Origin of the sequence: Pelotomaculum terephthalicicum JT, assembly GCF_022410535.1 — a bacterium.
GTDB classification, from domain to species: Bacteria; Bacillota; Desulfotomaculia; order Desulfotomaculales; family Pelotomaculaceae; genus Pelotomaculum_D; species Pelotomaculum_D terephthalicicum.
The window spans coordinates 1-25,997 of record NZ_JAKNBL010000004.1 but is presented as its reverse complement, the minus strand read 5'-3'; the positions used below and the strand labels follow the sequence as shown (position 1 = coordinate 25,997).

At 46.4% G+C, this 25,997-nt stretch carries 22 protein-coding genes and 1 pseudogene; 13 read left to right on the top strand and 10 right to left on the bottom strand.

From position 1 onward, the window contains the following. The first annotated feature begins 24 nt into the window (after positions 1–24). Positions 25–687, top strand: a complete 663-nt coding sequence (locus tag L9W92_RS04460) for a SanA/YdcF family protein (protein WP_240082680.1) — start codon at positions 25–27, stop codon at positions 685–687. Between the two features lie 7 nt (positions 688–694). Here L9W92_RS04460 and L9W92_RS04455 read toward each other — a convergent pair whose 3' ends face one another. Genes L9W92_RS04455 through L9W92_RS04440 form a run of 4 tightly spaced genes read right to left on the bottom strand, consistent with a single transcriptional unit; the run spans position 695 to position 3,452 of the window. Next, positions 695–1,774 carry a DUF4097 family beta strand repeat-containing protein gene (locus L9W92_RS04455; RefSeq protein ID WP_240082550.1) on the bottom strand — a complete coding sequence of 360 codons (1,080 nt, stop codon included), beginning with the start codon at positions 1,772–1,774 and terminating at the stop codon, positions 695–697. Continuing rightward, positions 1,752–2,375 (bottom strand): B-box zinc finger protein, encoded by a 624-nt coding sequence (locus tag L9W92_RS04450; protein ID WP_240082549.1) that lies wholly within the window; start codon positions 2,373–2,375, stop codon positions 1,752–1,754. Before L9W92_RS04450 ends, L9W92_RS04455 begins: the two co-directional genes overlap by 23 nt. Continuing rightward, entirely contained in the window at positions 2,372–2,893 is a 522-nt protein-coding gene (locus L9W92_RS04445) for an anti-sigma factor family protein (protein ID WP_240082548.1), read from the bottom strand. The genes L9W92_RS04450 and L9W92_RS04445 overlap by 4 nt, the downstream gene beginning before the upstream one ends. Then, the gene (locus L9W92_RS04440) at positions 2,829–3,452 is read right to left on the bottom strand and encodes an RNA polymerase sigma factor (protein WP_240082547.1); all 624 of its coding nucleotides are present in this window, start codon (positions 3,450–3,452) and stop codon (positions 2,829–2,831) included. Before L9W92_RS04440 ends, L9W92_RS04445 begins: the two co-directional genes overlap by 65 nt. Positions 3,453–3,724: 272 nt before the next feature. On the opposite strand from L9W92_RS04440, the gene L9W92_RS04435 reads away from it, so the two are divergent. Continuing rightward, on the top strand, positions 3,725–4,165 hold the full coding sequence (locus L9W92_RS04435; RefSeq protein ID WP_240082546.1) for a DUF6323 family protein: 441 nt from the start codon (positions 3,725–3,727) through the stop codon (positions 4,163–4,165). A gap of 32 nt (positions 4,166–4,197) precedes the next feature. Next, positions 4,198–5,628 (top strand): DUF6179 domain-containing protein, encoded by a 1,431-nt coding sequence (locus tag L9W92_RS04430; protein ID WP_240082545.1) that lies wholly within the window; start codon positions 4,198–4,200, stop codon positions 5,626–5,628. Between the two features lie 95 nt (positions 5,629–5,723). Here L9W92_RS04430 and L9W92_RS04425 read toward each other — a convergent pair whose 3' ends face one another. After that, positions 5,724–6,182 (bottom strand): GyrI-like domain-containing protein, encoded by a 459-nt coding sequence (locus L9W92_RS04425; protein WP_240082544.1) that lies wholly within the window; start codon positions 6,180–6,182, stop codon positions 5,724–5,726. Between the two features lie 371 nt (positions 6,183–6,553). On the opposite strand from L9W92_RS04425, the gene L9W92_RS04420 reads away from it, so the two are divergent. From L9W92_RS04420 to L9W92_RS04410, 3 genes are all read left to right on the top strand, one after another. Beyond that, positions 6,554–7,264: an ABC transporter ATP-binding protein gene (locus L9W92_RS04420; RefSeq protein ID WP_240082543.1), complete on the top strand. Its 711-nt coding sequence runs from the start codon at positions 6,554–6,556 to the stop codon at positions 7,262–7,264. After that, a complete protein-coding gene (locus tag L9W92_RS04415) occupies positions 7,264–9,642 on the top strand; it encodes an ABC transporter permease (protein WP_240082542.1) in 2,379 nt (792 codons plus the stop codon). Before L9W92_RS04420 ends, L9W92_RS04415 begins: the two co-directional genes overlap by 1 nt. A 79-nt stretch (positions 9,643–9,721) precedes the next feature. Further along, the gene (locus L9W92_RS04410; protein WP_240082541.1) at positions 9,722–10,894 is read left to right on the top strand and encodes an efflux RND transporter periplasmic adaptor subunit; all 1,173 of its coding nucleotides are present in this window, start codon (positions 9,722–9,724) and stop codon (positions 10,892–10,894) included. A gap of 216 nt (positions 10,895–11,110) precedes the next feature. Here the strand turns inward: L9W92_RS04410 and L9W92_RS04405 are convergent, their stop codons facing one another. The 3 genes from L9W92_RS04405 to L9W92_RS04395 are packed head-to-tail and all read right to left on the bottom strand — an operon-like array spanning position 11,111 to position 13,623. Further along, positions 11,111–11,782 (bottom strand): P-II family nitrogen regulator, encoded by a 672-nt coding sequence (locus tag L9W92_RS04405; protein WP_240082540.1) that lies wholly within the window; start codon positions 11,780–11,782, stop codon positions 11,111–11,113. Further along, positions 11,757–13,265: a DUF1538 domain-containing protein gene (locus L9W92_RS04400; RefSeq protein ID WP_240082539.1), complete on the bottom strand. Its 1,509-nt coding sequence runs from the start codon at positions 13,263–13,265 to the stop codon at positions 11,757–11,759. Before L9W92_RS04400 ends, L9W92_RS04405 begins: the two co-directional genes overlap by 26 nt. 13 nt (positions 13,266–13,278) lie before the next feature. Beyond that, positions 13,279–13,623 carry a helix-turn-helix domain-containing protein gene (locus tag L9W92_RS04395; RefSeq protein WP_240082538.1) on the bottom strand — a complete coding sequence of 115 codons (345 nt, stop codon included), beginning with the start codon at positions 13,621–13,623 and terminating at the stop codon, positions 13,279–13,281. Between the two features lie 270 nt (positions 13,624–13,893). On the opposite strand from L9W92_RS04395, the gene L9W92_RS04390 reads away from it, so the two are divergent. Both L9W92_RS04390 and L9W92_RS04385 read left to right on the top strand, forming a co-directional pair. After that, positions 13,894–14,337, top strand: coding sequence for a CBS domain-containing protein (locus L9W92_RS04390; protein ID WP_240082537.1), 444 nt, complete (start codon positions 13,894–13,896; stop codon positions 14,335–14,337). Between the two features lie 505 nt (positions 14,338–14,842). Continuing rightward, positions 14,843–18,166: a UvrD-helicase domain-containing protein gene (locus L9W92_RS04385; protein ID WP_240082536.1), complete on the top strand. Its 3,324-nt coding sequence runs from the start codon at positions 14,843–14,845 to the stop codon at positions 18,164–18,166. A 103-nt stretch (positions 18,167–18,269) separates the two neighbouring features. Here the strand turns inward: L9W92_RS04385 and L9W92_RS04380 are convergent, their stop codons facing one another. Then, the gene (locus L9W92_RS04380; protein ID WP_240082535.1) at positions 18,270–19,082 is read right to left on the bottom strand and encodes a S1C family serine protease; all 813 of its coding nucleotides are present in this window, start codon (positions 19,080–19,082) and stop codon (positions 18,270–18,272) included. Between the two features lie 167 nt (positions 19,083–19,249). Between L9W92_RS04380 and L9W92_RS04375 the strand changes: the two genes are divergently transcribed. Next, positions 19,250–19,969 carry a site-2 protease family protein gene (locus L9W92_RS04375; protein WP_240082679.1) on the top strand — a complete coding sequence of 240 codons (720 nt, stop codon included), beginning with the start codon at positions 19,250–19,252 and terminating at the stop codon, positions 19,967–19,969. Between the two features lie 114 nt (positions 19,970–20,083). Here L9W92_RS04375 and L9W92_RS04370 read toward each other — a convergent pair whose 3' ends face one another. Continuing rightward, a complete protein-coding gene (locus L9W92_RS04370) occupies positions 20,084–21,337 on the bottom strand; it encodes a diaminopimelate decarboxylase family protein (protein WP_240082534.1) in 1,254 nt (417 codons plus the stop codon). A gap of 226 nt (positions 21,338–21,563) precedes the next feature. On the opposite strand from L9W92_RS04370, the gene corA reads away from it, so the two are divergent. The 4 genes and pseudogenes from corA to L9W92_RS04350 form a co-directional block, all read left to right on the top strand. After that, entirely contained in the window at positions 21,564–22,628 is a 1,065-nt protein-coding gene (gene corA / locus L9W92_RS04365) for a magnesium/cobalt transporter CorA (RefSeq protein WP_240082533.1), read from the top strand. 16 nt (positions 22,629–22,644) lie between these two features. Further along, positions 22,645–22,767, top strand: a complete 123-nt coding sequence (locus L9W92_RS04360) for a S1 RNA-binding domain-containing protein (protein ID WP_240082532.1) — start codon at positions 22,645–22,647, stop codon at positions 22,765–22,767. 34 nt (positions 22,768–22,801) lie between these two features. After that, complete coding sequence (recQ, locus tag L9W92_RS04355) at positions 22,802–24,937, top strand: DNA helicase RecQ (RefSeq protein ID WP_240082531.1); 2,136 nt, start codon at positions 22,802–22,804, stop codon at positions 24,935–24,937. Between the two features lie 377 nt (positions 24,938–25,314). After that, positions 25,315–25,997, top strand: a pseudogene (locus tag L9W92_RS04350) (hypothetical protein); the annotation flags it as partial.

Genomic DNA, 25,997 nt, shown 5'->3' with positions numbered 1-25,997 from the left:
GGTACCGGACCTTTGAAAAGCAGGATGGTCAGAAGGATTTCGGCTGTTTTCGTCATGCTGGCAGTGATAATTATCAGTTCAGCTTTACTCATAGACCAGTACGTTCAACGAACCAGTTCGAGGTACATTGTCGGAGCAAGCGAGGTTCCTGAAGCGGACGCCATACTTGTACCGGGTGCTTACGTCTTTCCGGACGGCACGGTCTCTTTCATGCTCTATGACCGCTTAAACGGGGCATACGAACTGTATAAAAGCGGAAAGGTCCGGAAAATACTGGTTAGCGGTGACCACGGGCGCAAGGATTACGACGAGGTCAACACCATGAAAAAATTCTTAAAAGATAAAGGCGTTCCGGAAGCGGACGTGTTTATGGACCACGCCGGCTTTTGTACCTACGAGAGTATTTACCGGGCGAGGGATGTTTTTCTGGTTAAAAAAGTTATTATAGTGACCCAGGAATACCACCTGAAGCGGGCAGTGTTTGCCGCCAGGGAATTGGGGCTTGAGGCTTACGGAGTGGCGTCCGATCAGCACGATTACGGTGAGGTCATGACGATATACAAGCTGAGGGAAATAGTTGCCAGGAACAAGGATTTCTTCCTGGCTAAAATCCTTAAACCTCAGCCTACTTTTCTGGGCGATACCATCCCGGTGACCGGAGACGGAAGGAGCACGGACGATCAATAACACATCCTTACCGTGCCGTAATTTTTATAGCGCCCGTGCCGACGCGCAGATTGGCCTGACCCTTGCCGTTACCCAGCTGACCGCTGAATTCGTCTCCCGGCCCTGTTTTATCTGCATCATTTGCATTTGCAAGACCCTCCACCGACACTCTGCCTGTGCGGGATTCAGCGTTAATAACCAAGTCGGATTGCTTCGGCAGCAGCAGACTAACCATGCCGGTGCTGCTTTCCAAGTCATATTTGCCGGACAACGGGCGCTCGGAAGATACTTCTATGCTGCCGGTGTTGTTTTTGGCCAGCAAGTCGCCGCCCGGTTCGAAAATCCTGATCCGGCCCGTGTTGCTCACAACCTCAATGTTACCGCTTATCGCATTGAGATCAATTGTGCCTACCGATCCTTCAACATTCAGGTTTGCCTGCATGTTTTCCGCCGTCACCCGCCCGGTGCCGCTTTTTACATATACATTTACTCCGGACGGTATTGACACCTCCAGGTCTGTATACGGAGGCCGCATAAGCGAATTCCCGGTATCAGGCGCCTGAACGGAAACCCGGTCGCCGTCCCGCTTGATCTCCGGGGCTACCTTATCGGCCAATTCTCTGGCCGGGCCGCTCTCAGGTGAGTGGATCGAAGCCTTAAGATTCAGTCCGTCGCCTTGAGCAGGCAGGAGTTTGATGCTGCCTGTTTTATTTTCGATGATTAATTGCTCTCCCGCCGTTATTTCCAAAGGTCCGGACTCCCAATTCCTGCTGTAGGTATAATTTGCGGAACTCCATGGAAAGCCGTCAATAAAGCTGCTGATGTTCTTTCCAAAACTGGTTGCGGCGTATAACAGGCAACCGGCTATAATCATTACCAGGATCAGCAGGAAGCTGGGGACGTGGAAATGGACATCCCGCTCGGGATCAGCCCTTTTTTTTAAAAGATATTCAACGCCCAAGCCGATCAACAACACCGGCCAGAGCTTCCACAGCCATTCCAGGCTGGAAATCGCCCCAAAGTTATATAAAAGCAGCGTCAAACCCCCGATAATCAATCCTGCGGCCAGCGTTATCGGTCCGACTTTAGATTTCTCTTTCACTGTCATCGTTTTTCCTCCTCCTTAAACTCCTGTATAAGATAAATATTCCGACTGCAATGATTAATAACGGAGATAGCAGCTTATGCACAAACCGGTAATCAAAAAGCTCCGGCAGAAAGTTATTTGCCAGCGCCAGGAGTCCAATCCCGACCAGCCCGTAACCTAATAAATTATGCCAGTTGGCATGTTCTCCGGCAGCTATCAATGGTTTATCCTCTATAAATACACCCTCATTCATCTGTCCCGCCAGCTGCAAGGTGTCGAAGATAGAGTAAAATATTATTACCGGCAGCACCAGGGCGGTAATTCCTCCGATTCCCGTCATCGCGGCTATAAAAATTGTCCCGAAAAAAATAATCATAGTCTGCAGTCCCCTGTTCATCAACCCCAGGTACATATATCCGGCCCCGGGGAGCAAAGAGATCAGCAAAACCAAGAACTTGCTCCTGTGATTGTTCACGCTTTTTAAAACGCCAATCTTTTCTTCCAAACAATGCCTGCAGTAGTTTTTGCTTCGCAGCTCGACTAAACACTCCTCGCAGATAGGAGCATTACAGATGGCGCAAATTGCTTGCGCGTCATTTTCCGGGTGGTTTACACATTTCATCTCTGCTTCAACTCCTCTAATATAGTCGGCCTGGTATATTTTCCCGCCGCTCCGGTTGTTCGCTCCAGGAATTTATCTACAGTGCCAGTATAAGCGGATGTCACGCTATTAATGCTGTTGCCGTAATCTGCCATCTGCCGTCCGTCAAACCAACCTCCGGCGCCCCAGAAGATTGCCAGAGATACGGCGGCCGCGGTCAGCAGGTCGCGCAGCAGCGACATTTCCGGCTGTTTGAAAAAGGTCGGCAGACTGTACCGCTGGCGGTTCACGGACCGTGTCCCGGCTGGTTGAGGGAAAGCGCTTTGTGCTGCTTCTGCCATCACGTCCGCCCAAAAATTATCCGGGGCGGGTTCGGGCCGCCAGAGGTCCAGCAGTCGGTCCAGCCTTTGGAGTTCTTTCAGCTCGGCAGCGCATGCCGGACAGCCGGCCAGGTGTTTTTCAATTGCCGCGGTTTCAGAAGATCGTAACTCTCCGGCCAGATACTTGCTTAACGCTTTTTTTGTTTTCCGGCAGTTCACCGCCTTCACCTCCCAGCAGAATTTCCTTTAGCATTATTTTAGCCCTGTGAATGCGGGTGGCCACTGTTTTCTCCGGCAGGTTCATGACTTCGGCCACCTGCTTGTAGCTGAGTCCCTGGTAGTGATGCAGCACCAGCGCTATGCGATAGCCGTCCGGCAGTGTGTCTACGGCTTGCCTCAATTCCCTTAGGCGTTCCTTTTCCAGCAGAACCTCTTCCGGTCCCTGGCTATTATCCGCCAAACAATCTGCCCGGACCTTGTTTTCCCGCAGGGGTTCGCTGCGCTTCTGCTCCTTGCCGCGGCGGCGCAGAAAATCCAGGCATACATTAGTGGACACTCTGTAAAGCCAGGTCGCGAAGCTTGCCCGGAAATCAAATCCTGGCAACGATTTATAAACCTTGATAAAAATCTCCTGGGAAACGTCGCGGGCATCTTCCGGTGTGTTAAGCATTCTGGCTGCCAGGCTGTAAACCCGGTCCTGGTATCTCTGCACAAGCTCACCATAAGCTGCCAGATCGCAGTTTTGCACTTTTTTTACCAAGATCTCGTCAGCGGTCATTTCACTACCTCTTTGAGGGGCCTCTATTAGGTTAGACGATTTAAGTATAGCTTTCTTTCAATTATGTGAAATATTAAAGTAAAAAAACCGTGCCACTTTAATGGCGGCACAGGTTTCTTGAAAGAAAAACATATTGACAGACGTGTATTATTAGAATATAATGTGATGATATCTATTGCAAAACTTAAATATATCATAAATTTAACTATTTGTCAATAGCAAATTTTGAAATTTTGTTTGTTAAATCTTATTAAAATGGGAGGGCTGATTTGATGAATTGGCTTGATCTTTATCATTCAACGGGGCAAGCTTTGAAACAGCTTAACATAAATGAAATACTCGAGACCAACAAAGAATCCATAAAATATGGATTGATATTGACAGCCGCGGAAGCGCAAGAGCTTATCGAAGCGAGAAACCGGGCCGTCCGCAGCCATGGACGAGTTGAATTAGGGATTGAAGCGGTGAAGAAAATCATAGCCACTTTTTGCACTTTACCCTATATTAACACTGATGATTATGCGTTGACCCTATATGAACTGGTGGAAATATTTTATTACATGAAAAGCGAAACGGAAGACAGAATAGGCGATGATGAATTAATCAGCTTAATGAGGGATTTCTTTAATCATTCCAGCCGGGGGTCGATAGAGCTTCTAAAAAATAGGGAACTCGCGCTTTTTGCCGATAATCTTAAGCGCGCCAGTCGGTAAACAGGTCATTCTCCGGGAGGGGACTCATTATAATGAAATACACGGAAATTGAGATTAAGACAATACTCAATAAAGAACGTTTGGATCCGAACCAGTATACCCTTTCGCTCCTGAAAGAAGGAAGACGAGCGGGGCTGATTGACCGGCGGACCGTCGATAATATTCAGTCTCAGATCATGTCTTTATTGGCGAGCTTAATAATAAGGCATACGAAAGGTGAAAGCACATCTATTAAGGTCGAGACGGCGCAGAGTATTTTTATGTCTATGCTTTATTCTATCGATGCCTGGATCAGCAAATTTAACGATCCGGAAGCTGCCCTAGCTTGCTTGAGAACACATGACATAGAGGATACGCACAAGAAAGGCCTCGCGCTTGTGGCTGCTTGCCTCGCGGAAACAAAGGCGCTATACCGGGAAATAAAAGATAAAAAACTTAATGTTTCGGTCAAAGCGTACCACTCAACCATAGATGAGGCCCTGCCGGAGTTTTTGATAAGTTACGATGAGGTGTTTAAAGCGCATGATACCATGGCGAGTGTGGACTATCCACTGCTTCTTGATGATATGCGCGTTAAAGGGATTTTTTATATTAAACAATACCTTGAAAAGCTAAAAATAGAAAATCAGTTTTGCAGTCTTTTCGCTGATAAGGATGTTGGGAAGCTGTTAGTTAACTACGGCAAAGTATATCGTATCGATTACAGAGAAGCGTTGATTAATGTGTTTGAAATATTGATAACGAATTCTATTTTTTCCGTGTTGTCAGAAAGTGAAGCGAAAAAATTAAGCATTTCCAAATACCAATATGCACTTCTGCTTGATCAGTTTAAAGGTTTAGACCGCAGTCAATGTTCGTCTCTCATAAAAAAAGCGTTTGAAGTTCTGATAGGGGAGCTCCATATAGAGCAGCCGCAGCTAAAGGATTATATTCGCAATGCCGCGTCAGTATTAATGCCCAGATACTTAAGCGCGTTGGACCATGACTGCCTGGATAATGTCGTTATTCTTGATGATGAAGAGAACCGCTGGTTTGACATTATTTTTGATGAGGGAAAGAGTATGGATGATCACAGTTTTCGCATGGTGGTCGAGCAAATAATAGAGTGCGTCGATTCTGCGGAAAAAACCGCGATAATAACCTCAAGCATTCACTCTCTAGGTGATTTTATTGATGTGCTTGAAGCAAACTGCTTGTTTGAAGACGAATTTAGCGCTTTATTTAATGCATTAGGGGATATGGAGTTGTCCATACTGGCCAGAATAGTTTTTATAGAGGAAATAAGAAACGAACCAACGGGTTTTTCGGTGCGGAACGCCGCTGAAAAGCCGATGGAAAGGCAGTGGCAGACTGAATATGCCAGGTTTTTGCTGAGTTTAAGCGCAGACAGGATAAGATCAATCGAGCAATATATTAACTCATCCTTGCAAGAGACAGGTTCCCCGCGATTTTTGCAGCATTAAACAAAATTATGGGCGGCCTGCCGGGTATCAAGGCGGCTCGTTACACCGGCACAGGTTACCTTACTTCTTTTCATGCGCCCGAAGTAGCAGCCTTGTTATTTTACCGGTATGGCTATCCTGGTCAAAAGCTCGCTCTCAGGCACATCATTTGGTGAGTTAAAGTAAAACTCGTAGTACACGCCTTTTGGTTCATAGCCTTTTTCTTCCATCCATTTAAACATCTCGTTGTATGGTTGCTCCATTTGACTGTATGTGCCTTTATGCATGGCGGACACATATTTGCCCTGGGGGATCTCACCTGATTTGACGTCTCCTTTTTCGGACAACGATTTTGCGACGGGAAAGCCCATTTCCACGTCTAAATCCTTCATGTCCAGGTTGTAATAGGCCGTGTACGGCGCGTCTGTCGGCTGCTCACCGAGTTCGGCCAGATACCGCATGATTTTTCCATAGGATTCGCCAATTACTTTGGGCAAGTTTTCTACCGCCGTTCTTGTTCTGATAAGCAACACGGGTTGTGACTTCTGCTCGTTTAATTCAATTTTCAATCCCATCATCATTTCCTCGCTTTTCTTTAAGTAATTTGGTTGGCCGTCAATAAACCATATGATGACAAATCGTTTTTAACAGTATACCAAACATCAGTTCTGAAGTAAAGGGCTTTACCGATTGTTTACTGATTAAAGATTAAGATTAATAGTCTTTGATTTAATTTCCCCTAAGGACGGTAATGGTATTATTGCTTAATTTAAGGACGAATATTAAATGAATTAGATTTTTAGGGTGGGGATTGCCGATATGCCGGCTGATGTTTCCTGGGTATATTTGCCAGACTATAATAGAGACAGACTATGAAGGAAGTTTGTTGCAAGAAATAGAATTATAAAACGTTTCAGGATGAACTATGGCTAGAGGATAAAATACAATGGCTAAAAAAGTGTTGATGAAACTTAATCAGGTAACCAGGAACTATGTGATGGGCGAGGTGACCGTTCAGGCATTAAGAGAAACCTCTCTGTTCATATACGAGGGCGAGCTGCTGGTTATCCTGGGTCCCAGCGGTTCCGGCAAGAGCACCCTGCTGAACATTATCGGCGGTATGGACTTGCCGTCGAGCGGCCTGTTATGTTTCGGGGAAGAAGACTTGAGTCGGGCCGGAGACAGCAAGCTAACCCAATTTCGACGCTGCGAGTTGGGTTTTGTTTTTCAGCACTACAATCTTATTCCGGACCTGACGGCCAGGGAAAATGTGGAACTGGCGGCCGATCTGGTGGACAAGCCGCTGCCCACGGAAGAAGTATTAACAGAAGTGGGATTGGAAACAAGAATGGACCACTTTCCCTCCCAGCTGAGCGGCGGCGAGCAGCAGCGGGTGGCGATCGCCCGGGCGGCGGTCAAAAGCCCCCGCCTGCTGCTCTGCGACGAGCCCACCGGCGCGCTGGACTACCAGACGGGCAAACTGATCCTGAGTTTGCTGGCCAAAATTAACCGGGAGCGGAACAGCACGGTGGTGATAGTCACTCACAACACTCCCATCAGTGCCATGGGACACCGGGTTGTGCGCATGAGCAGCGGCAATATTGTGGAAATAACGGAGAATCAATCCCCGGTATCACCCGAAAGGATTGAGTGGTAATGAGCGTCTTAACCAGGAAACTGTGGCGCACCATCCGGAATACCAAAGGTCAGTTCCTGGCGGTGGTGGCTGTGGTGATGGTTGGCATATGCGTTTATATTTCGATGTCCACCGCCTACTACAATATGAGCAGATCTCAGGAGTTGTTTTACGAAGAAACCAACTTTGCCGATTACTACTTTCATGTGATCAGGGCGCCCTTGCAAATAATCAGGCAGATTGAGGCGATACCCGGGGTGAGCAAAGTCACCGGGCGGATTCAGAAGGATGTGCCGGTACTTAAAGATGATCAGCAAAGAGCCACCGCCCGTTTAATCAGTTATCCCCTGCCTATGGAAAACGAGGTTAACCGTCTTTATTTGCTCAGCGGGCGGCTTTTTGAAAAATACCCCCAGAGCGGTGGCGTCGAAATTCTTACAGATCCGCAGTATGCCAAAGCCAATGGACTATCCTTCAACAGCATAGTTAATATTGTAGCGGAAGGCAAACAAGTTCCGCTGACCGTGGTAGGCGCCGCCACCAGCCCAGAATTTGTTATTGCTATGAAAGACGCGGCTACGCTGTTGCCGGATCCCAAGACCTTCGGCATCATCATGCTGCCCCAGAATCAGGCGGAACAAATTCTGAATTTTTCCGGGCAGATAAACCAGGTGGTGGTGTCACTGGCTCCCGGAGCGGACGAAAAAAGGATCGCGGAGCAGATTAAGAATATCCTGGAGCCCTACGGCAATCTGGGCAGCTATCCCCGTAAAGACCAGTTAAGCCATAACGTGCTGCAGAGTGAAATTAACAACCTGCGCACCCTGTCCCGCTTCATGCCGGCGATCTTTCTGGGGGTCGCCGCCGCCATCCAGTTCGTTATGCTGGGCCGGATGGTCAAGGCTCAGCGCGTGGAAATCGGCGTGATGAAAGCCCTGGGGTATGACAGCCGGCAGCTCATGCTGCATTATACCGGCTATTCCCTGTCAGTGGCTTTTCTGGGAGCCTTGCTGGGCACCTTGACGGGGATATCGCTTGCCTCGGTCCTTTCCCAGACATACACTATTTATTTTAACCTGCCGGAGACTATCGGCGGGATTAATTCTAAAGCAATTCTATACGGTTTCATGATTAGTATGGCGGTGAGCCTCATTGCCGGTCTGACCGCGTCCCGGGGGGTAGTCGCCATCAATCCGGCCGAATCCATGCGGCCTGAACCGCCCCGGGGAACCGGCAAAATAATCATCGAGCGTTGGACCTGGCTCTGGCGCAGGCTGGACGCGACCTGGAAGATGAGTCTGAGGAGCGTCTGCCGCAAGTGGGGCCGGTTCGCGGTAACTCTTATGGGGGTCATTTTTGCCGTGGGTTTGCTGGTGCTGTCTATCTTCTCCAACGATTCAGTTAATTTTATGATTAATCAACACTTCTATAAGGAACAGCATTATGATTTTTTAGTACGCTTCGGTACACCGGTAAAGGAATATGAACTTTTAAACCTGGCGCGCCTGGATGGTGTCATAAGAACGGAACCTCTCTTTGATATACCGGTAAAATTACATTTTAACGGGCGTTCCGAAGACGATGTGCTGCAGGGACTGCCATCGGAGCTAACTCTGAAAGAACTGACCGGCGAAAACGGAAAACCGTTATATTTACCGGAAGAAGGCATTCTCATCAGCCAGAGGACGGCATCCAAACTCGGCGCCCGGGTCGGCGACGCAGTGGAAGTGGAAACACTCCTGGGGCTGGGGCCTTCCCGCTATGCCGATGTGAAAATTACCGGCATTAACAGCCAGCTTGTCGGAAGCGGGTCTTACATCGCCCTCGCTCAAGCCAACCGGATCCTTCAGGAAAGCCGGCTTGTTTCTGGAGCCATGTTAAAGGTAGAGCCCGGCAAAACCGGACTCTTGGAAGAAGAATTAAATAACATGACCAACGTTTCCGCCATCTCCAGCCCCCGGAAGGAGCTGGACAACCTGAACCAGAACCTGGACAGTATGCTTTATACCATAACCATCATGATTATTTTTGCCGCGCTGCTGGGGTTCGCTATTGTCTATAATTCCTCGGTGATCAGCTTCGCCGAGCGCAAAAGGGAACTTGCCTCATTGCGGGTTTTAGGTTTTACCAACGGTGAGGTCTCCGGCCTGCTGCTGAAAGAAATCCTCCTGCAGTCGCTGCTGGGAGTGGCATTAGGCCTGCCGTTCGGCCGCTTTATGACCGAATGGTATGTTAGAGCGGTCAGCACCGATCTATTTACGATGCCGATGGTATTTTCTTTCCAGACCTACCTGATTTCCGCCCTGGGAGGAATTGCTTTTATATTAGCCGGCCATCTGATGGTGGTAAAAGGGGTGAAAAAGCTGGATCTGGTGGATGTTTTGAAGAATAGAGATTAAATGCGCCGGTATGGTGCTTACCTACGGGCTCATGGAGTAAACAAGTGTTATAGTCTTTAGATGTCGGAGGGGTTGAGTTATGAAGCGTAAGAAAAAATTTTGCCTGGGGGCCGGAGTCCTTACCGTCCTGGTGATAGCCGTGTTGGCGGTTGCCGGGGGCGGGCAGGAGGTTGAAACAGTGCAGGCGAGTCAGGGCAACATTATTTGTACGGTAACAGATAGTGGCTATGTGCAGCCTGCGACGGATTATGACATTCATGCCACTCAAAGCGCCAGGGTTGTTCAAGTGCCGGTGGAAACAGGCCAGCCGGTTCATCAGGGGCAAACCCTTGTCTTGCTGGAAAATTTGGACCTGGCAGCGCAAATTAGCGAGGCGCGCTCCCAACTGTCTCAATCCCAGACCACTGCCAACGGCGCCCGGGCCGCTATGGAGCGTATTCAACTGGAACTCAACGATGCCAAACAGAATCTTGACCGTATGCAAGAACTTTTTCAGGCGGGAGCCGTCGCCAAGACGGATTATGACAAGGCCAAACTGCAGGTGGAAACAACACAGCAAAGTTTAAACGAGCAGCAATCCCTGCTGGACACCGCCCTGGCGCAGGCCGACGGTCTGAATCAGTTGCTGCAGCAATATGGTGCCAAAGAGCAGCAGTTGGTGGTAAAGAGTCCTGTCGGCGGCATGGTGTTGAACCTGCCGGTCAAGCAGGAGCAGGTAATAACCGCCGGCACTCTGCTGGTCAGCGTGGCTATTCCGGAACAATTGGAGATTAAAGCCGACATTTTAAGTGACGATCTGGCGGATGTCAAAGTGGGGCAAAAAGTTGCCGTTACTGCTCCGGTACTGGGTCAGAAAGTGCTGACGGGTGAAGTGAAGCAAATATATCCCCGCGCCGAGGAAAAACAGTCTGCCCTGGGTATTTTGCAGCGCCGCGTGCCGGTAATCGTTGCTTTGCCGGATCAGGCCAATCTGAAATCCGGCTATGAGGTAAAAGTTGCCATTGAAACCCTGAGCCGTCAGGATATACTGACGCTGCCCCGGGAGGCGGTACGCACCACCGGAGACGGCCAGAAGGAAGTCATGGTTGTGATCAACAAAAAAGTTTACCACCGTCCCGTGCAGACCGGCATCAGCGATCAAAATAACATTGAAATTACCGACGGCCTGTCAGCCGGAGATGAAGTTGTAAAGGATGGCAGCTTGGCGTTGAAGGAGAAGTCTAAGGTTAAGCCAGCTGTTAAGAAATCCTGACTTGCATTGCAAAATCGTCAAGCATCAGTTCAGCCGAATTGAAGCTGGCTATATTTTGCTAAACGATGAAAGCCGCATAAATTGCGGCTTTCATCATCCCTATAAACCAAGTTGCCAGCATAAGTAGGACTGTATTATTTGTAAAAAGTTTTTATTGACAACGCTTGGAAGGAAATATGGTGTGGATAATTTAAACGATAGGCTTTATATAAAGTATTAAAATAAACCGTAAGTTTTGTTTACGTCAAGGATAAATATGATCCCTTTTCCCGGTGCATCAATATGAATATGCTCTCTAATCGAAGCAACGATTGAATCTATTTGATCTTTCTTGCTTATTATCACTACCAGTTCTTTTTCCGGCTCTATCGCCATGGAGAACAGGGTATGCGTTTCATGAATCCCGGAACCTCTTGCGTTAATAATAGTTCCTCCTCTAGCGCCACCCTTATTTGCCGCCTCAATAACATCTTCGGCATTTCCTCTATCTACGATGGTAAAAATAGCCTGATACATGGTATTTCCCTCACTTTTTTTTCCTTTATTATCTTGGTATTGGTAGCTTCTGTTTCCCGGCAAGTCGGCAACAGAGATAGTAAAAGCTATACCATGATTGGGTTTATGGAAAGCTAATTCTTTATTCAGTATTGTCAGAGCTTGGTAAGCTGTTGTTTTGTCAGCGATCAATAAGACAATTTCTTTACTTGTGTCATTTAACTCCAGAAACTCTAAAAAACGGTTCTTAATTGTTCCTTTGCCTAAAAGAACTGTCCCTCCCGATACTCCGTTTTTTTTGGCAATCTTGATGGCTTTACTTCCTAAGCCGAAATTTACAATAATACAAATCAGCTCAAATTCTTTTTTATCGGGACAATTCTGTAGCTCCATCAGCTTCCATTCCTCCTTTGGCGGACTTTATTTTAAAAATAAAACCCAAGGTTTGTAAAGCAATTAATGGCGTTAAAGCTACCATTGCAATCATGCCAAATCCTTCTCTTAAAACATCTGCTCCTTCAATTGCTTCCGCCACACCTTGGGCAAAAGCCAAGATAAAAGCTGCTGTCATAGGCCCGGAAGCAACACCTCCGGAATCGAAGGCAATTCCTACAAATAGCTTTGGTACAAAATAACTCATGGCAATGGCGATTATATATCCCGGTAATAGATAATGCCATAATTGTACCTCGGTAATGATTATTCTGACCATGGACAGGGCAATTGCTGCACCAACTCCAATAGATAAAGCTACTAATACCACTTTTCTTTTGACATATCCGCTTGTAACCTCTTCTATCTGGTGAGTTAGTACGTGAACGGCGGGCTCGGCTAATATGGTTACCAAACCCAGAACAAATCCGATAATTACCACATAAGACTTGTTTTCCAGAGATGCTACGCTGTATCCTATAACACTGCCCACATCCATGAAACCTGCGTTTACACCAACTAAAAACAAGACCAGCCCTAAAAATGTATACACAAGTCCTTTTATAATTTTATGAATGGATCTTCGGGGCAGTTTAAATGATATCTTTTGAAAAACTATAAACAGGATTATGATAGGCAGCAGTGCCAAAATAATTTCGCCCGCTATTATTGGCAGTTCATGAATAAATGGTGCGATAATTGAAGCTGATTCAAAGGCGCTATATTCAAGGCTTCCTGAGATTTCATCTGTTCCAGCGATAATATTCATCACCATTACAGCTATTATAGCACCTACAGATGTAATAGCAACTAAACCGAAGCTGTCTTTTTCGGAAGCCTTACTATCCTTTTTTAATGTGGAAACACCTAAGGCAAGGGCTAAAATAAAGGGAACGGTCAGGGCACCGGTGGTGGCACCAGAAGCATCAAAAGATATGGCGAGAAATTCTGGTGAAGTAAAGATAGCTAAAACAAAAACAATTAAATATAGTATGCTTAGAAGTTTATATAAAGGTATATTATAAACTATTCTTATTAAACCCAGGGTGAGGAGTGCTGCTATACCGACAGATACAATGACAACAATGGTAAACTTTGGTATCACACCGCCTGTAACAAAATCCACTTGCCCCGCCAGGATATGCAAATCAGGTTCGGCAATGGAAATAAAAAAACCAAGAATGAGCCCGGCAACGCCTACGATCCATATTTTATTGGTTTTCGTGAGAGTTGCTCCCATTAGATTGCCAATGGGAGTGATTCCTTTGTCTACTCCAACTAAAAAAATAGATAGTCCGATAATTATGAGCAAAGCGCCGAAAAGAAATCTGATTAATTGGGGTGTTTCCAGATTAGTAAGGGTAAAATGTAATACCAAAACAATAACTGTGATGGGCAGGACGGAAAATATTACTTCTTTGAATTTCTCAAAAAGTATATTCAAATGCAACTTCCTTTCAAGTTATATTTTTTAACCTCTTTTTGCTACGTAAAAAATCTATGAAGTCTCTCACCTCTTCCAGTTCTTTTTCATCCAGCTCTTCAATTCCAGGTAAACTTACCGGTGAAACTGAAGCAGATAAAAAATTATCTGTATATCCTGCCGCCTCCATAATATCCTCGAAATTTAAATCTAGGGCATGGGCAATAGATTTCAGGACAAAGGGCGAGGGGTTTTTTCTTTCGCCGGCTTCCAGGCGGTGTATTTCAGTATGGCTTATTTTGGCAAGATTAGCCAGTTTTCGCATAGAAAGATTTTTTGTCGTTCTCTGGTCAGCAATATATTTTCCCAACATACTCATTAAAGTAATACACCTCTTTTTTTTGCTGTTAAAAAAATTATAACACGAATGTAAACGATAGGGAACAATAATTAGGTTTTTGGTGACGATGAGTTCAATAAACAATGATTTCAATGGTCAGAATAAAGAACTGTTATTATGTATATTTAAAGAAAAATGGAGGGATTTATCTTTTGTGCAGTAAATATACTTAAGTATAAAAAAGTGGTTGACCGGTTTTTTGCTGCTGACAACTACTTTTTTCATTTGGATTGGGGGTTGTTAATAATAATGATTACAATTTCCGATGTTTTCAAGAATTTTATGGTGGAACCTATTCTTGTGCATAAAAATGAGAAAATAAAATCTATTCATAAAAAGTTTATAATGCAGAAGGTGCCCATTTGTCGATGTGCTTATGTTATAGATGATTATAAACAAATTGTCGGGAGGATAACTCTAAGAAAAATTATGAATTATGTAGCTATAAAAAAAGCATTGACCGGAAATAAACCATATTCTGTAAATACACTTTTTCAATATATTTCTCCCGATTTAGTTGCAGAAAATATTATGGGGCCTGCCATTGTTGTTGACATAGATCAGTCTTTAGAAGAGGCTTTCCAATTAATGCTGGATAAAAATGTTGAGGAGGCAGCAGTGGTAGATAAGGATGGGCATGTTCTAGGCGATCTTAACATATATGAGGTTCTTAAAAAAATAGAAATAGATTAGCATGAATCCGGAGTTGATCGTCGACGGCCATCTTGAGCGTATGAAGTGAGGTTTCACCGCTTCATGCTTAATCAAGTGCCTTTTTTCCGCCACATACGATCGGTGAAAATAACAACTAATACAACAACCGCTAGTACCGCATAAACAGTAATTGTCTTCTCCTATCGTTCCTGGCAACAGCAGCCTGAATGATTTTCGCGGGGGGCCTTCCTGGGATTCCTGAAGGTATGTCTGATATAGAATAGCACGAACTATATTTATAATACAAGATACTGTAATATCTAGTTGCAGATCGGAGCAACCCGATTCAGGCAATGGGCAACTGGAGTATTACGTATCTGTTTATGTCATTGTTAAGAGACAGGGTTGATGTCTATGCAAAAAAGTGGCAAAATAAAGAGGGTAAATCTGGATAAATGTAATAAAAACTGTGGTATTACTTGTTATTACATGATAAAAATGGAAATAAAGCTTTTTATAAATTATAAAAAGCAGGTGTAATTAAATGTTTATAACTGATTTTCATATACATTCAAAATACTCAAGAGCTACAAGCAGGGATTGCGTACCTGAAGTGCTTGAATTTTGGGCGCGGCGTAAAGGGATCGGCGTTATTGGCACGGGTGATTTCACTCATCCGGCCTGGCGTGAGGAATTAAAGGAGAAGCTTGTCCCCTCGGGAGAAGGCCTTTATACCCTTAAGAATGATTTCCGCAAAGAGGATAAAGTCGCGGGAGCAGATTTTAAACCTCAATTCATTGTTTCCGGCGAGATCAGCTCAATATACAAAAAAAACGGAAGAGTAAGAAAGGTTCACAACCTGATCATACTACCCGGCCTGGAACATGCCGAATCAATATCACACCGGCTTGAGGCCATAGGCAATTTGCATTCTGACGGCAGGCCGATATTGGGCCTTGACAGCAGGGATCTGCTGGAAATAGTGCTTGATATGTGCCCGGAGGCCATATTTATACCTGCTCACATATGGACCCCGCATTTCTCACTGTACGGCGCCTATTCCGGCTTTGACGACATTATGGAGTGTTTCGGGGACCTCGCAGGCTATATCTATGCGCTGGAAACGGGCCTTTCCTCGGACCCGCCCATGAACTGGCGCCTTTCCGCGCTGGATGACTTCACGCTGGTTTCCAACTCGGATGCGCATTCCCCGGCCAATCTGGGCAGAGAAGCAAATATCTTTGATACCGTGCTTTCTTATCAGGGCGTGTTGGATGCTTTAAAAAGCCGCAGCACAAAGAAATTTCACGGCACGATGGAGTTTTTCCCGGAGGAAGGCAAATACCACTATGACGGGCACAGGGCATGCAAGGTGTGCTGGAAGCCTGCGGATACAAAAGCAGCGGGAGGCGTATGCCCTGTATGCGGCGGCAGGATCACAGTCGGAGTGCTGCACCGGGTTGAAGCCCTTGCAGACAGGGAAGAAGGGTTCGTACCACCGGCGGCAAAGCATTTTGAAAGCCTTGTTCCGCTTCATGAGGTGGTAGCCGCCTCAATAGGTTATACCGCTGCCAGTATGAAGGTAAAGAAAAAGTACGATGACCTTATTCGGAACCTCGGACCGGAGTTGTTTATACTGCGTGAGGCGCCGCTGAACGATATTGAGCTGGCGGCAGGGCCATGCATAGCTGAAGGCATCCGCAGGCTGAGGTGCGGCAAGGTTGAGATACAACCCGGATTTGACGGGGAATACGGCAGAATCAAAATAATGGATAAAAGCGAGATAGACATGCTTTCCGGCCAGTTGTGCTTTTTTAACGATATACCCAAAACTATTGAGGACATAAAGGTTTCGGCAAATGAAGCGGAACCGGCGCCGGTTTTAGCAGATACCTATCCGCCTGATAACGGCGGGGACACTATTAAAACCGTTCCTTCAGGCTTTCCCTACGGGTTGAACCGAGAGCAGTGGGAAGCCGTTTCATCCGCCAGCCCGGCAATTGCGGTAATCGCCGGTCCTGGAACCGGAAAAACCAAAACACTGGTATGCCGTATCGCCTACCTTGTTGAGAAATGCGGTATAGATCCCTCGCAGGTAACCGCCGTTACTTTTACCAACAAGGCGGCAAACGAGATGCGCGTCCGTCTGGAGAAGCATTTCGGGAACAAGCGGACGGCAGGTGCAATGACAATAGGAACATTTCACTCCATATGCCTGCAAATTTTGTCCAAGTGGAGAGGCAAGAATAACAAAACTATTATTGATGAATATAATGCCGTTTCAATAATCGAAGAAATATTAAAGGACATGCAGTTGAAAATTTCTCCAAGGGATGTCATGAGAAGAATATCGCTGATTAAAAGCGGTGTTGCGCCGGCAGGAGATCAGCAAAAAACGGATGTTCCGGCAGAGGTATACGCTTTATATTGCGCACAGCTTGAACGTTACGGTGTAATGGACTATGACGATATTCTGCTTGAAGTGCTCAAGCGGTTTGAGTCTGCAAACACAGAAAGTATATCAGAGAGGAGCCTGGCAAACTCTTTCTCATACCTGCTGGTGGATGAGTTCCAGGATATAAACGGGATTCAATACCGCTTGATCAAAAAATGGGGTGAGAAAAGCGGGAGTATTTTTATTATAGGTGACCCCGACCAGTCCATTTATGGTTTCAGGGGCTCGGATTTCCGTTATTTTGAAAGGTTTAAAGCAGATTTCCCCGACCTCCGGCAAGTCCGGCTGACTTGGAATTACCGCTCAACACCCGAGATAATCATTAGTGCCGAATCGGTAATCTCAAAGAAAGCCGCGGGGGGGCGCGCCTGTTCCCTCGACGCAAAAAGGGAAAGCGGGGCAAAGGTACGTCTCATAGAAACCAAGGATGAATTTTCGGAGGCACTGTTTGTGGCAAAGGAGATAAACCGTATGGTTGGCGGTATCGATATGCTTGACACACAGACACTGTCGGCACCCCGCAGAAAAAGGCCTGCGGCAAACCAACCAAGAGGATTTTCCGATATTGTCGTATTATACCGCACCAATCGCCAGGCGGAAATTGTGGAGCAGTGCTTTTTAAAAGAGGGTATCCAGTATGTGGTCGTGGGACGGGACGAGTTTCTCGCAGATAAGTTGGTCCGTGAGGCGATGGCGTTTTTCAGGTTTTTGCTCAACCCCGGGGATATCGCTTCCCTATTGTTATACCTTAAAGCAAAAAACATATATTCGGCAGACCTGAACCAAAAAGTTCTGGAAAGCTACGTTGCAGGTGAGAAAAGCGTTCCATCCCTCATAAGGATTATGGAAAGGACTGAACTGCCGCCGCATGAACCGGGCAAACCACAAAATTTCATGGAAATGCTGAGGAAATATGAACCTGTGATCAATAAAGAAAAGCCGTGGAAGATTTTAGATTCCTGGATTAACGACAACAGTATGTCAGGCGTCAGGTGCCTGGAACTGCTTTTAAACTCGTCTGTTATGCATAACAAAATGTCTTCCTTTATGCAAAACCTTGTGTTGGGCCGCGAAAGTGATGTTGTCCGCAGCGGCAGCAAGGTTTATTCTCCGGAGGCGGTTTCGTTAATGACCATGCATGCGGCAAAAGGTCTTGAATTTCCCATAGTATTTATTTGCGGCGTAAACGACGGCATGATTCCTCTAAGGAACAGCAACCCCGACTTTGATATTGACGAAGAGAGACGGCTTTTCTATGTCGGGATGACCAGGGCAAGGGATGAGCTCATACTTTTGACGTCCCGTACTCCATCTCCTTTTACTGCCGACATATCTGAAGAGCAGCTTATCAGAGAGAAGACTTTTACGCAAAAGAAAATGCCTCAATACAAGCAAGTCAGCCTTTTTGACTAATTAGTCGGTTATAAATAGATATTTGAAAGAATCCTGATATGCAAAGTGGTATATTGTTTAGAATAAGGAAGAAATTCAAAACAACATCAGGTTATAATAAGAATTATTGCATATGAAGCGCTGATATCAAAGCCAGCGCTTCGTCAATGGTCACGGCTACACCGGCCGCCTTTTCATTTCCGCCTTCTTGCCAGCTTATGCTGCCAAAAACCACTCCCACAACCTGACCGTTCATATTGAACACAGGGCTGCCGCTGTTGCCCGGATAAATGGGGGCGTCGATACTGAATATTTTGCCCTGCATATCCTTTACTCTCAGGTACTGTCCGACATTTCCTTCAACCATTATGCTGTTAAGCGCCAATGGATTTCCCACCAACTTGATTTTATCACCCGGAGCGGGTGGTGTTGTTGTACCGACAGGTACCGCCGGAAGTCCTTCCGCCTCTAAAACAATTACCGCCAAGTCGGATTCCGGCTTGCTCGACCAGCGCGCGGCTTTATACACTTTTCCGTCAGGAAACGTTATAGTCATATTTAAGGTGTCCTCAATTACATGGTGATTTGTTATTATTACTCCGCTTGGATCGATATTGAACCCGGTGCCGGTTTTTTGCTCTACGGCGATAGAAGCGCCTTGACTGCGGGAAAGCACGTTGATTAGCACCACAGCCTGCGCCAGATCGGTACTGGTGTCATTCTTAAGCTGGTAGGATTTGCTGACAAGCTCAGCCAGAGGAATCTTTTGATCGGGCCACGACGTAGCAACAACCAGCCCGATAAACGCCAGGACAGTAATCAGAGCCACCAGGCGCAGCAACGGGGAACGCCGGTTTGGAGCTTCCTCGAAATCTTCCGTTGGTGAGCCGGTTCCATCTTCTAAATTTTCTTCTAATAACGGATCGTTTTTATCCATTGATTAACCACTCGCTTTTAAAAGTTTGCCGGCTATGCAAGATATGCTTGTATGATCACACTATAACAAAAAAAACAGGGGAGGGACAGAATTTATAATATCACTGAAGAAAACTATGTTATACTGAAATTGTCTTATTTTCTTGAAAATGAGAGGAGAAAATTGTGATGACATACCTTGTTGTTGTTTTTTTAATTGGCTTTCTGATCACTGCTCATGAGCTGGGACATTTTCTTGCGGCGCGCTGGTTGAAAGTGCCTATTGCCCGGTTTTCGATTGGTTTTGGCCCCAAGTTGTGGGGATGCAAAAGAGGAGATACTGAATATTGGCTGTCGTTGATCCCCATAGGGGGATATGTGCTGCCTGAAATCGAAGATGAAGCCGAATTTTTTCAAATCCCCATATATAAGAGACTGATATTTTCACTTGGCGGTCCGGTTGCAAACATAATCCTCATTTTGTTTTTCTTCGGGATAATGAATGTTATGGCTTCGGGTTTTTCATTAAACGGTATTTTTATTAAACCATTTTTACAGACGTCGGGTTTATTGGTGAATTTTATAATCGCAATTCCAACCTTGTTCTCCAATTCCGAACAACTCTCCGGCGTTGTTGGAATTGTCGTAGGGGGCGGACAGTATGTAGGTGTAGATGTGCTGAGAATATTGGATTTTTCAATTATTCTAAGTCTTAACCTGGCTGTGCTGAATTTGCTGCCAATTCCCGCTTTAGACGGTGGGAAAATTATATTGTACCTGCTGGAAAAAATTCACCCGAAGTTTTTACGGCTGCATGTTCCACTCGCCTTAGTCGGCTGGGTGTTTTTAATTGGTCTTATGGTTTATGCCACAGTGCTTGATGTCGGGAGATATGTTCCAGGGATCTAATGATATATGATTCTGTGTAATTGGAATAGAGCAATGGTTTTGGAGCAATGAGTCAGGCGTGAGTCGGAGAATCGTCCCCTGCCCCGCTCCTGACTCGGAATCCCTGATTCGGAGTTACAGCCCGGAAAAATCAAGGGTGGCAAAGTAGTCTTCGACTGTTTCGGCCCGCCTGATCATTTTCACGCTTCCGTCGGTTTGCAGCAACAGCTCGGCCGGCCGCAGCTTGCCGTTGTAGTTGAATCCCATGGCGTGTCCGTGTGCGCCGGTGTCATGAATGATCAGAATATCACCGACCTCAATTGCCGGCAGCTTGCGATCAATGGCAAATTTGTCGTTGTTTTCACATAGTGAGCCAGTAACATCATAAATATGATCGTGCGGCTGGTCCTCTTTGCCGACTACCGTGATGTGATGATACGCGCCGTAAATGCCGGGACGCATGAGATCGGCCATGCAGGCGTCCAGTCCGACGTAATTTTTATAAATCTTCTTTTTGTGCAGCACTGTAGAAACCAGACACCCGTAAGGTCCGGTGATCATCCGGCCGCTTTCCATGGTCAGTTTCAAAGGGTGCAGGCCGTTGGAAACGATCTTTTCCTCGTAAACACGTCTGATGCCCTTGCTTAAATAGGCCAGGTCGACTGCCTTTTCCTCCGGACGGTATGGTATGCCGATACCACCGCCAAAGTTTACCATCTCCATGCGAATACCCAGTGAACGATATATTTCCACGACCAGATCGAACATCATGCTGGCAGTTTCAATAAAAAAGTTGGGATCCAACTGATTCGAAATAATCATGGTGTGCAGCCCAAAGCGCTTGACCCCTTTGGCTTGAACGATCCTGTAAGCATCCATTAGCTGTTCCATGGTGAGGCCGTATTTGGATTCCTCCGGATTGCCGATAATGGAGTTGCCGCCGGACCGGAGCGGCCCGGGATTATAACGGAAGGATAGCAGCTCCGGCAGACCGGCGTGCTTATCCAGGTATTCAATATGGGTGATATCGTCAAGGTTTATTACCGCGCCGAGTCTCCTGGCCAGGCGGTATTCTTGAAAAGGTGTGTCATTCGAGGTAAACATGATTTCCTCACCTAGAATGCCGGATTTTTCAGCCAGGATCAACTCCGCCAGAGAACTGCAATCTGCGCCAAGACCTTCCTCGTGTAAGAGCTTTAAGATAAACGGGTTGGGTGTGGCTTTTACGGCGAAATATTCCTTAAATACCGGCGCCCAGGCGAACTCCGTCACCAATTCACGGGCATTGGCCCGGATAGCTGCTTCATCGTATATATGAAATGGGGTTGGATAACGTGCGATAATCTCGCTTAGCTGCTCCTTGGAAAAAGGTATATTTTTTGCTGGCATTTGTGCTCCTCCAAATTTCGACTTATTGATAGATTATAAAGTTGATAAGCCCATTCGCGCAAGACTAATAAGGGAATTATTTAGAAAAACCATTTAATTTTCTGAAGGAATAATACTACTGACAGTAGAAAAGAGCTTGACGAAAATATCTGTCATGCCGGGGGTATCCTAAATATTAGAACTGTTGACTTTTACCCCCTGATTTTTAGAAACGTGGTGATTTGGGTTGTCTAAATACATTGGGCAAGAATCAAAAAAAGCAGGTCTTAGTCCCGGGACTCTGGTTCATATCGGCGAGGAGAGAAAAGAAGAAATAAAAATAACGCTGTTTGAGTATCATGAACAGAGTTTTCAGGAAAAACAAATTGAGACCGTTGACGAGTGCGAGCTGTATAAAGACAGTCCGGCCGTGACATGGATAAATGTTGACGGTATTCATCAGGTCGAGGTAATAGAAAAAATAGGTAAATGCTTTGGGCTTCATCCTTTGCTTTTGGAAGATATCTTAAATACCGGCCATCGTCCTAAAATGGAAGATTTCGGTGACTACATTTATATTATTCTGAAGATGTTGTTTTTTGACAGCAAAAGCAAAAGTGTGGTTACCGAACAGATCAGTATCATCCTTGGTCCGAATTATGTCCTTTCCTTCCAGGAAAGAGAAGGAGAAATATTTAATCAGCTTAAGGAGCGGATCAGGAGTGGATTGGGCCGCATAAGAAAAATGGGGGCGGATTATCTTTTTTATGCCTTGGTAGACTCGATAGTCGACAACTATTTTGTGGTGCTGGAAGAACTGGGAGAAAAAATTGAATTTCTGGAAGAAAGACTGGTGACAAATCCGTCACCAGTCACTTTAAAGTCAATTCATCGGTTAAAGACAGACATGCTATTTCTCAGTAAGTCGGTTTGGCCTTTAAGAGAGGTGATTGGCGGGCTGGAAAGAGGAGATACGCCGCTGATTAAGGAATCCACCGGGATTTATCTCAGGGATGTTTATGATCATACGATTCAGGTGATTGACACTATAGAGACATACCGTGACATGATTACCGGGATGTTGGACATCTACCTTTCGAGTATCAATAATAGAATAAGTGAAGTGATGAAAGTATTGACGATCATCACGACTATATTTATTCCCCTTACCTTCATCGCAGGGGTATATGGAATGAATTTCGCATATATGCCGGAGCTGCAGTGGCGTTGGAGCTATCCCGTGGTTTTGTCGGTCATGGTTATTATTGGAATATTAATGGGGGTTTATTTTAAGCGGAGGAAATGGTTGTAAAATAATAATGGACCAATTGGCTGTTGTACAGCACCCGATGGACGCGGTTTTCGTTGGAGATGTGGTTAAGGTGCGTGTAATAGCGGTGGATTTGGAGAGGGGCAGGGTTTCTCTGTCCAGGAAAAATGCGATATTATAGTTGAAATTGCGTAAACTGAAAGTGGGAATTAGGGATGTTGCAAAAGGCCCGGACGATTTTAAAAGAACATTTCGGCTACTCCTCCTTTAAAAAAGGGCAGGAGCCGATTATTGAAAGCATTCTGCAAGGCAGGGACACCTTGGGGATAATGCCCACGGGCGGCGGCAAGTCCGCCTGCTACCAAATCCCTGCTTTGCTGTTTCCCGGCCTGACCCTGGTTTTCTCCCCCTTGATTTCCCTGATGAAGGATCAGGTGGACTCCCTCGACGGTTTGGGCATTCCGGGAACTTTTATCAACAGCAGCTTGAGCTATGCGGAGGTGGAGGAGAGAATCAGCCGGGCAAAACGGGGGAAATTCAAGCTGCTTTACGTGGCGCCCGAGAGATTGGAATCAAACCGGTTTCTCGCCAGCGTTGGAGCACTGCCGGTTTCTTTACTGGCTGTGGACGAAGCTCATTGCGTGTCTCAGTGGGGTCACGACTTCCGGCCCAGTTATTTGGCGATTGGTCAATTTATTCAGGAACTGCCCCACCGGCCGCCTGTGGCAGCCTTTACCGCGACCGCCACAGCCGAGGTGCGCCAGGATATCGTCAAGATGCTCGGCTTGAGCAATCCGCGGCTTGTGGTAACGGGCTTCAACCGGGAGAACCTGTTTTTTTCCGTAATCCGGGGCGAGAACAAAAGGGACTTTTTACTGGAGTACTTGGCCGGCCGGAAAGAGGAGGCCGGCATCATTTACGCGGCGACCCGGAAAGAAGTGGACAATCTGTACGAGTTTCTTTGTAAGAAAGGATACTCCGCAGGAAAATACCACGCCGGACTGAGTGAAGAAGAGCGAACCGGCAGCCAGGACAAGTTCCTTTACGACGACATCCGGATTATGGTTGCCACGAACGCTTTTGGCATGGGTATCGACAAGTCCAACGTCCGCTATGTGATCCACTACAACCTGCCCAAAAACATGGAGGCTTACTACCAGGAAGCCGGCCGCGCCGGAAGGGACGACGGGCCGGGGGAATGTGTCTTGCTGTTTGGCCCGCAGGACATCCAGATTCAAAAATTCCTTATCGAGCAGACGCAATATACACCGGAAAGAAAGCTGAACGAGTACCGGAAATTGCAGGCCATGGTAGATTATTGCCATACCCCGCACTGCCTGAGAAAATATATTTTGCGGTATTTCGGAGAAGAGAGCATAGCGGAGGAATGCGGGAACTGCGGCACCTGCAACGAAAAAACCGAACTGGTTGATCAAACAGTTGACGCCCAGATGCTCTTTTCCTGCATCCTGCGCCTGCGGGAACAGTTCGGAATTTCAATGGCGGCGGAAGTTTTAAAAGGTTCCTTGAACAAAAAAGTGCTGCGTTACGGGTTTAACGAATTGTCCACCTACGGCCTGATGAAAGACCGGACCCTGAAGCAAATCAGCGACTTTGCCAATGTACTGATTGCCGAAGGGTACATTCAGCTGACGGAGGGCCAGTACCCCGTGGCCAGGTTGACTCCCCGGGCCTTTCCCGTCCTGAAAGGGTTGGAAAAAGTGATGCTCAAGGTAAGGATAAAAGAAGCGGCCGCCACTGTGGACGACTCACTTTTTGAACAATTGCGCGGATTGCGCAAAGAGATTGCGCAAAAAGAGGGAGTACCTCCTTATATAGTTTTCGCGGACAGCACCCTGCGGGAAATGTCCATCCGCCTGCCGGCAGATCAACACGCCATGCTGTCCATCAAGGGGGTCGGGCAAAGGAAATTTGCAAGCTACGGCGGGCAGTTCCTGGAGTTGATTCAGAAATACGTGGCCGAAAAGGGAATTATCCTCCGGCAGGGGAAGCCCGCCGGGAAAAAGGTGCGGGACAATGAAACGCCGAGCCACCTGATGACTCTGCACCTGTACCGGGAAGGCGTCACTATTCCAGAAATTGCCAGACAAAGAGGCTTGAGCGCGGTCACCATTCAAGACCACCTCGTCCGGTGCGGCCTGGAAGGTCACCACATCGATTGGGACGACTTTATCCCGCAAGAATATGAAGCCTTAATCTTGCAGAAAATTGAAGAGGTCGGCGCTCAAAGATTAAGGCCCATCAAGGAAGAATTGCCGGCCGGGGTGGATTACTTTGCCATTAAGGCCGTGTTGTGCAAATACAGACTGATGACAGGAGAACAAACTTGAGCCCATTAAACAACAGTCATGTTTCGACATATTAATATTTTATTTATAAAATACAAATATTTTAGAGGAATTATTTGCAGATTCATCTAATCTTTAATATTTTGATGGGAGGTGTAACTTTATAGAACCGCTATGATTCCAACAGTTAATAAAAATAGCCTCTCGGCATTCGCCGAGGCAGATGGCACAAGGCTTTGCTTGAACCATCGTTATTGAATTCCTCCTACTTACCATAGAGGAATTTTTTTTAAATCCGCATCCAATTGGGAATTCGGATCTAAAATATTGTTGTGAAATTTGTCGGAAACACTTGACATTTCCAGAATAACCCCAGAATCGGTTAGGAGGAATATTTTTCCTTACTAATTGCGATTGGGATGTTTATTTTGAAACCTGTCATTAAACTGCATGAAACGTACCAAAGCTTTGTCATCGAACAACTGCAACAACACTATGCCGGTGGGCTGCTCGTTCTCGTCAATAAGGACTGGCCCCTTATCACCAAGCTCTGGATCACGAACCTGGCTGACATCACGACGTCACTTCGTGATCTTTACTGCGCCAGAGGTCCTGCACCCCGTGATCCTGCCTCCATGCTCCGTTCGTTTCTGCTCTTTTTGCTCACCAAACCGGAAATCGGCATTACTGCATGGGTTGACGAACTGCACCGTGTTCCTCTCTATGCTATCCTCAGCGGTTTTGAACCCGGTGACGTTCCCGGCGTTGGCACGTTCTATGATTTCTTTGCTCGTTTATGGGCTGCTTCTAAAAATAGCATTAGGCCTCATATGAACAAGCGCAAGCGGAAACCAAAGAAGGGCAAGAAGAAGGGTGAAAAAGCCCCAACAACAACACATGGCCGCATTATGCGCTTAGCCAACTGGATGATGCGCCATATAAACACGCAAAAGGATTTGCCAATGGATCGTCTATTCCGTTTCTTCCAATCTCAATTTCTTGCGGTATCAGCAAGGCTCGGATTGCTCGGGGATATGGGCGCGCTCAGTATCGCTGGTGACGGCACCCCTGTTGTCACCGCAGCCTATCCCCGCAGCAAACC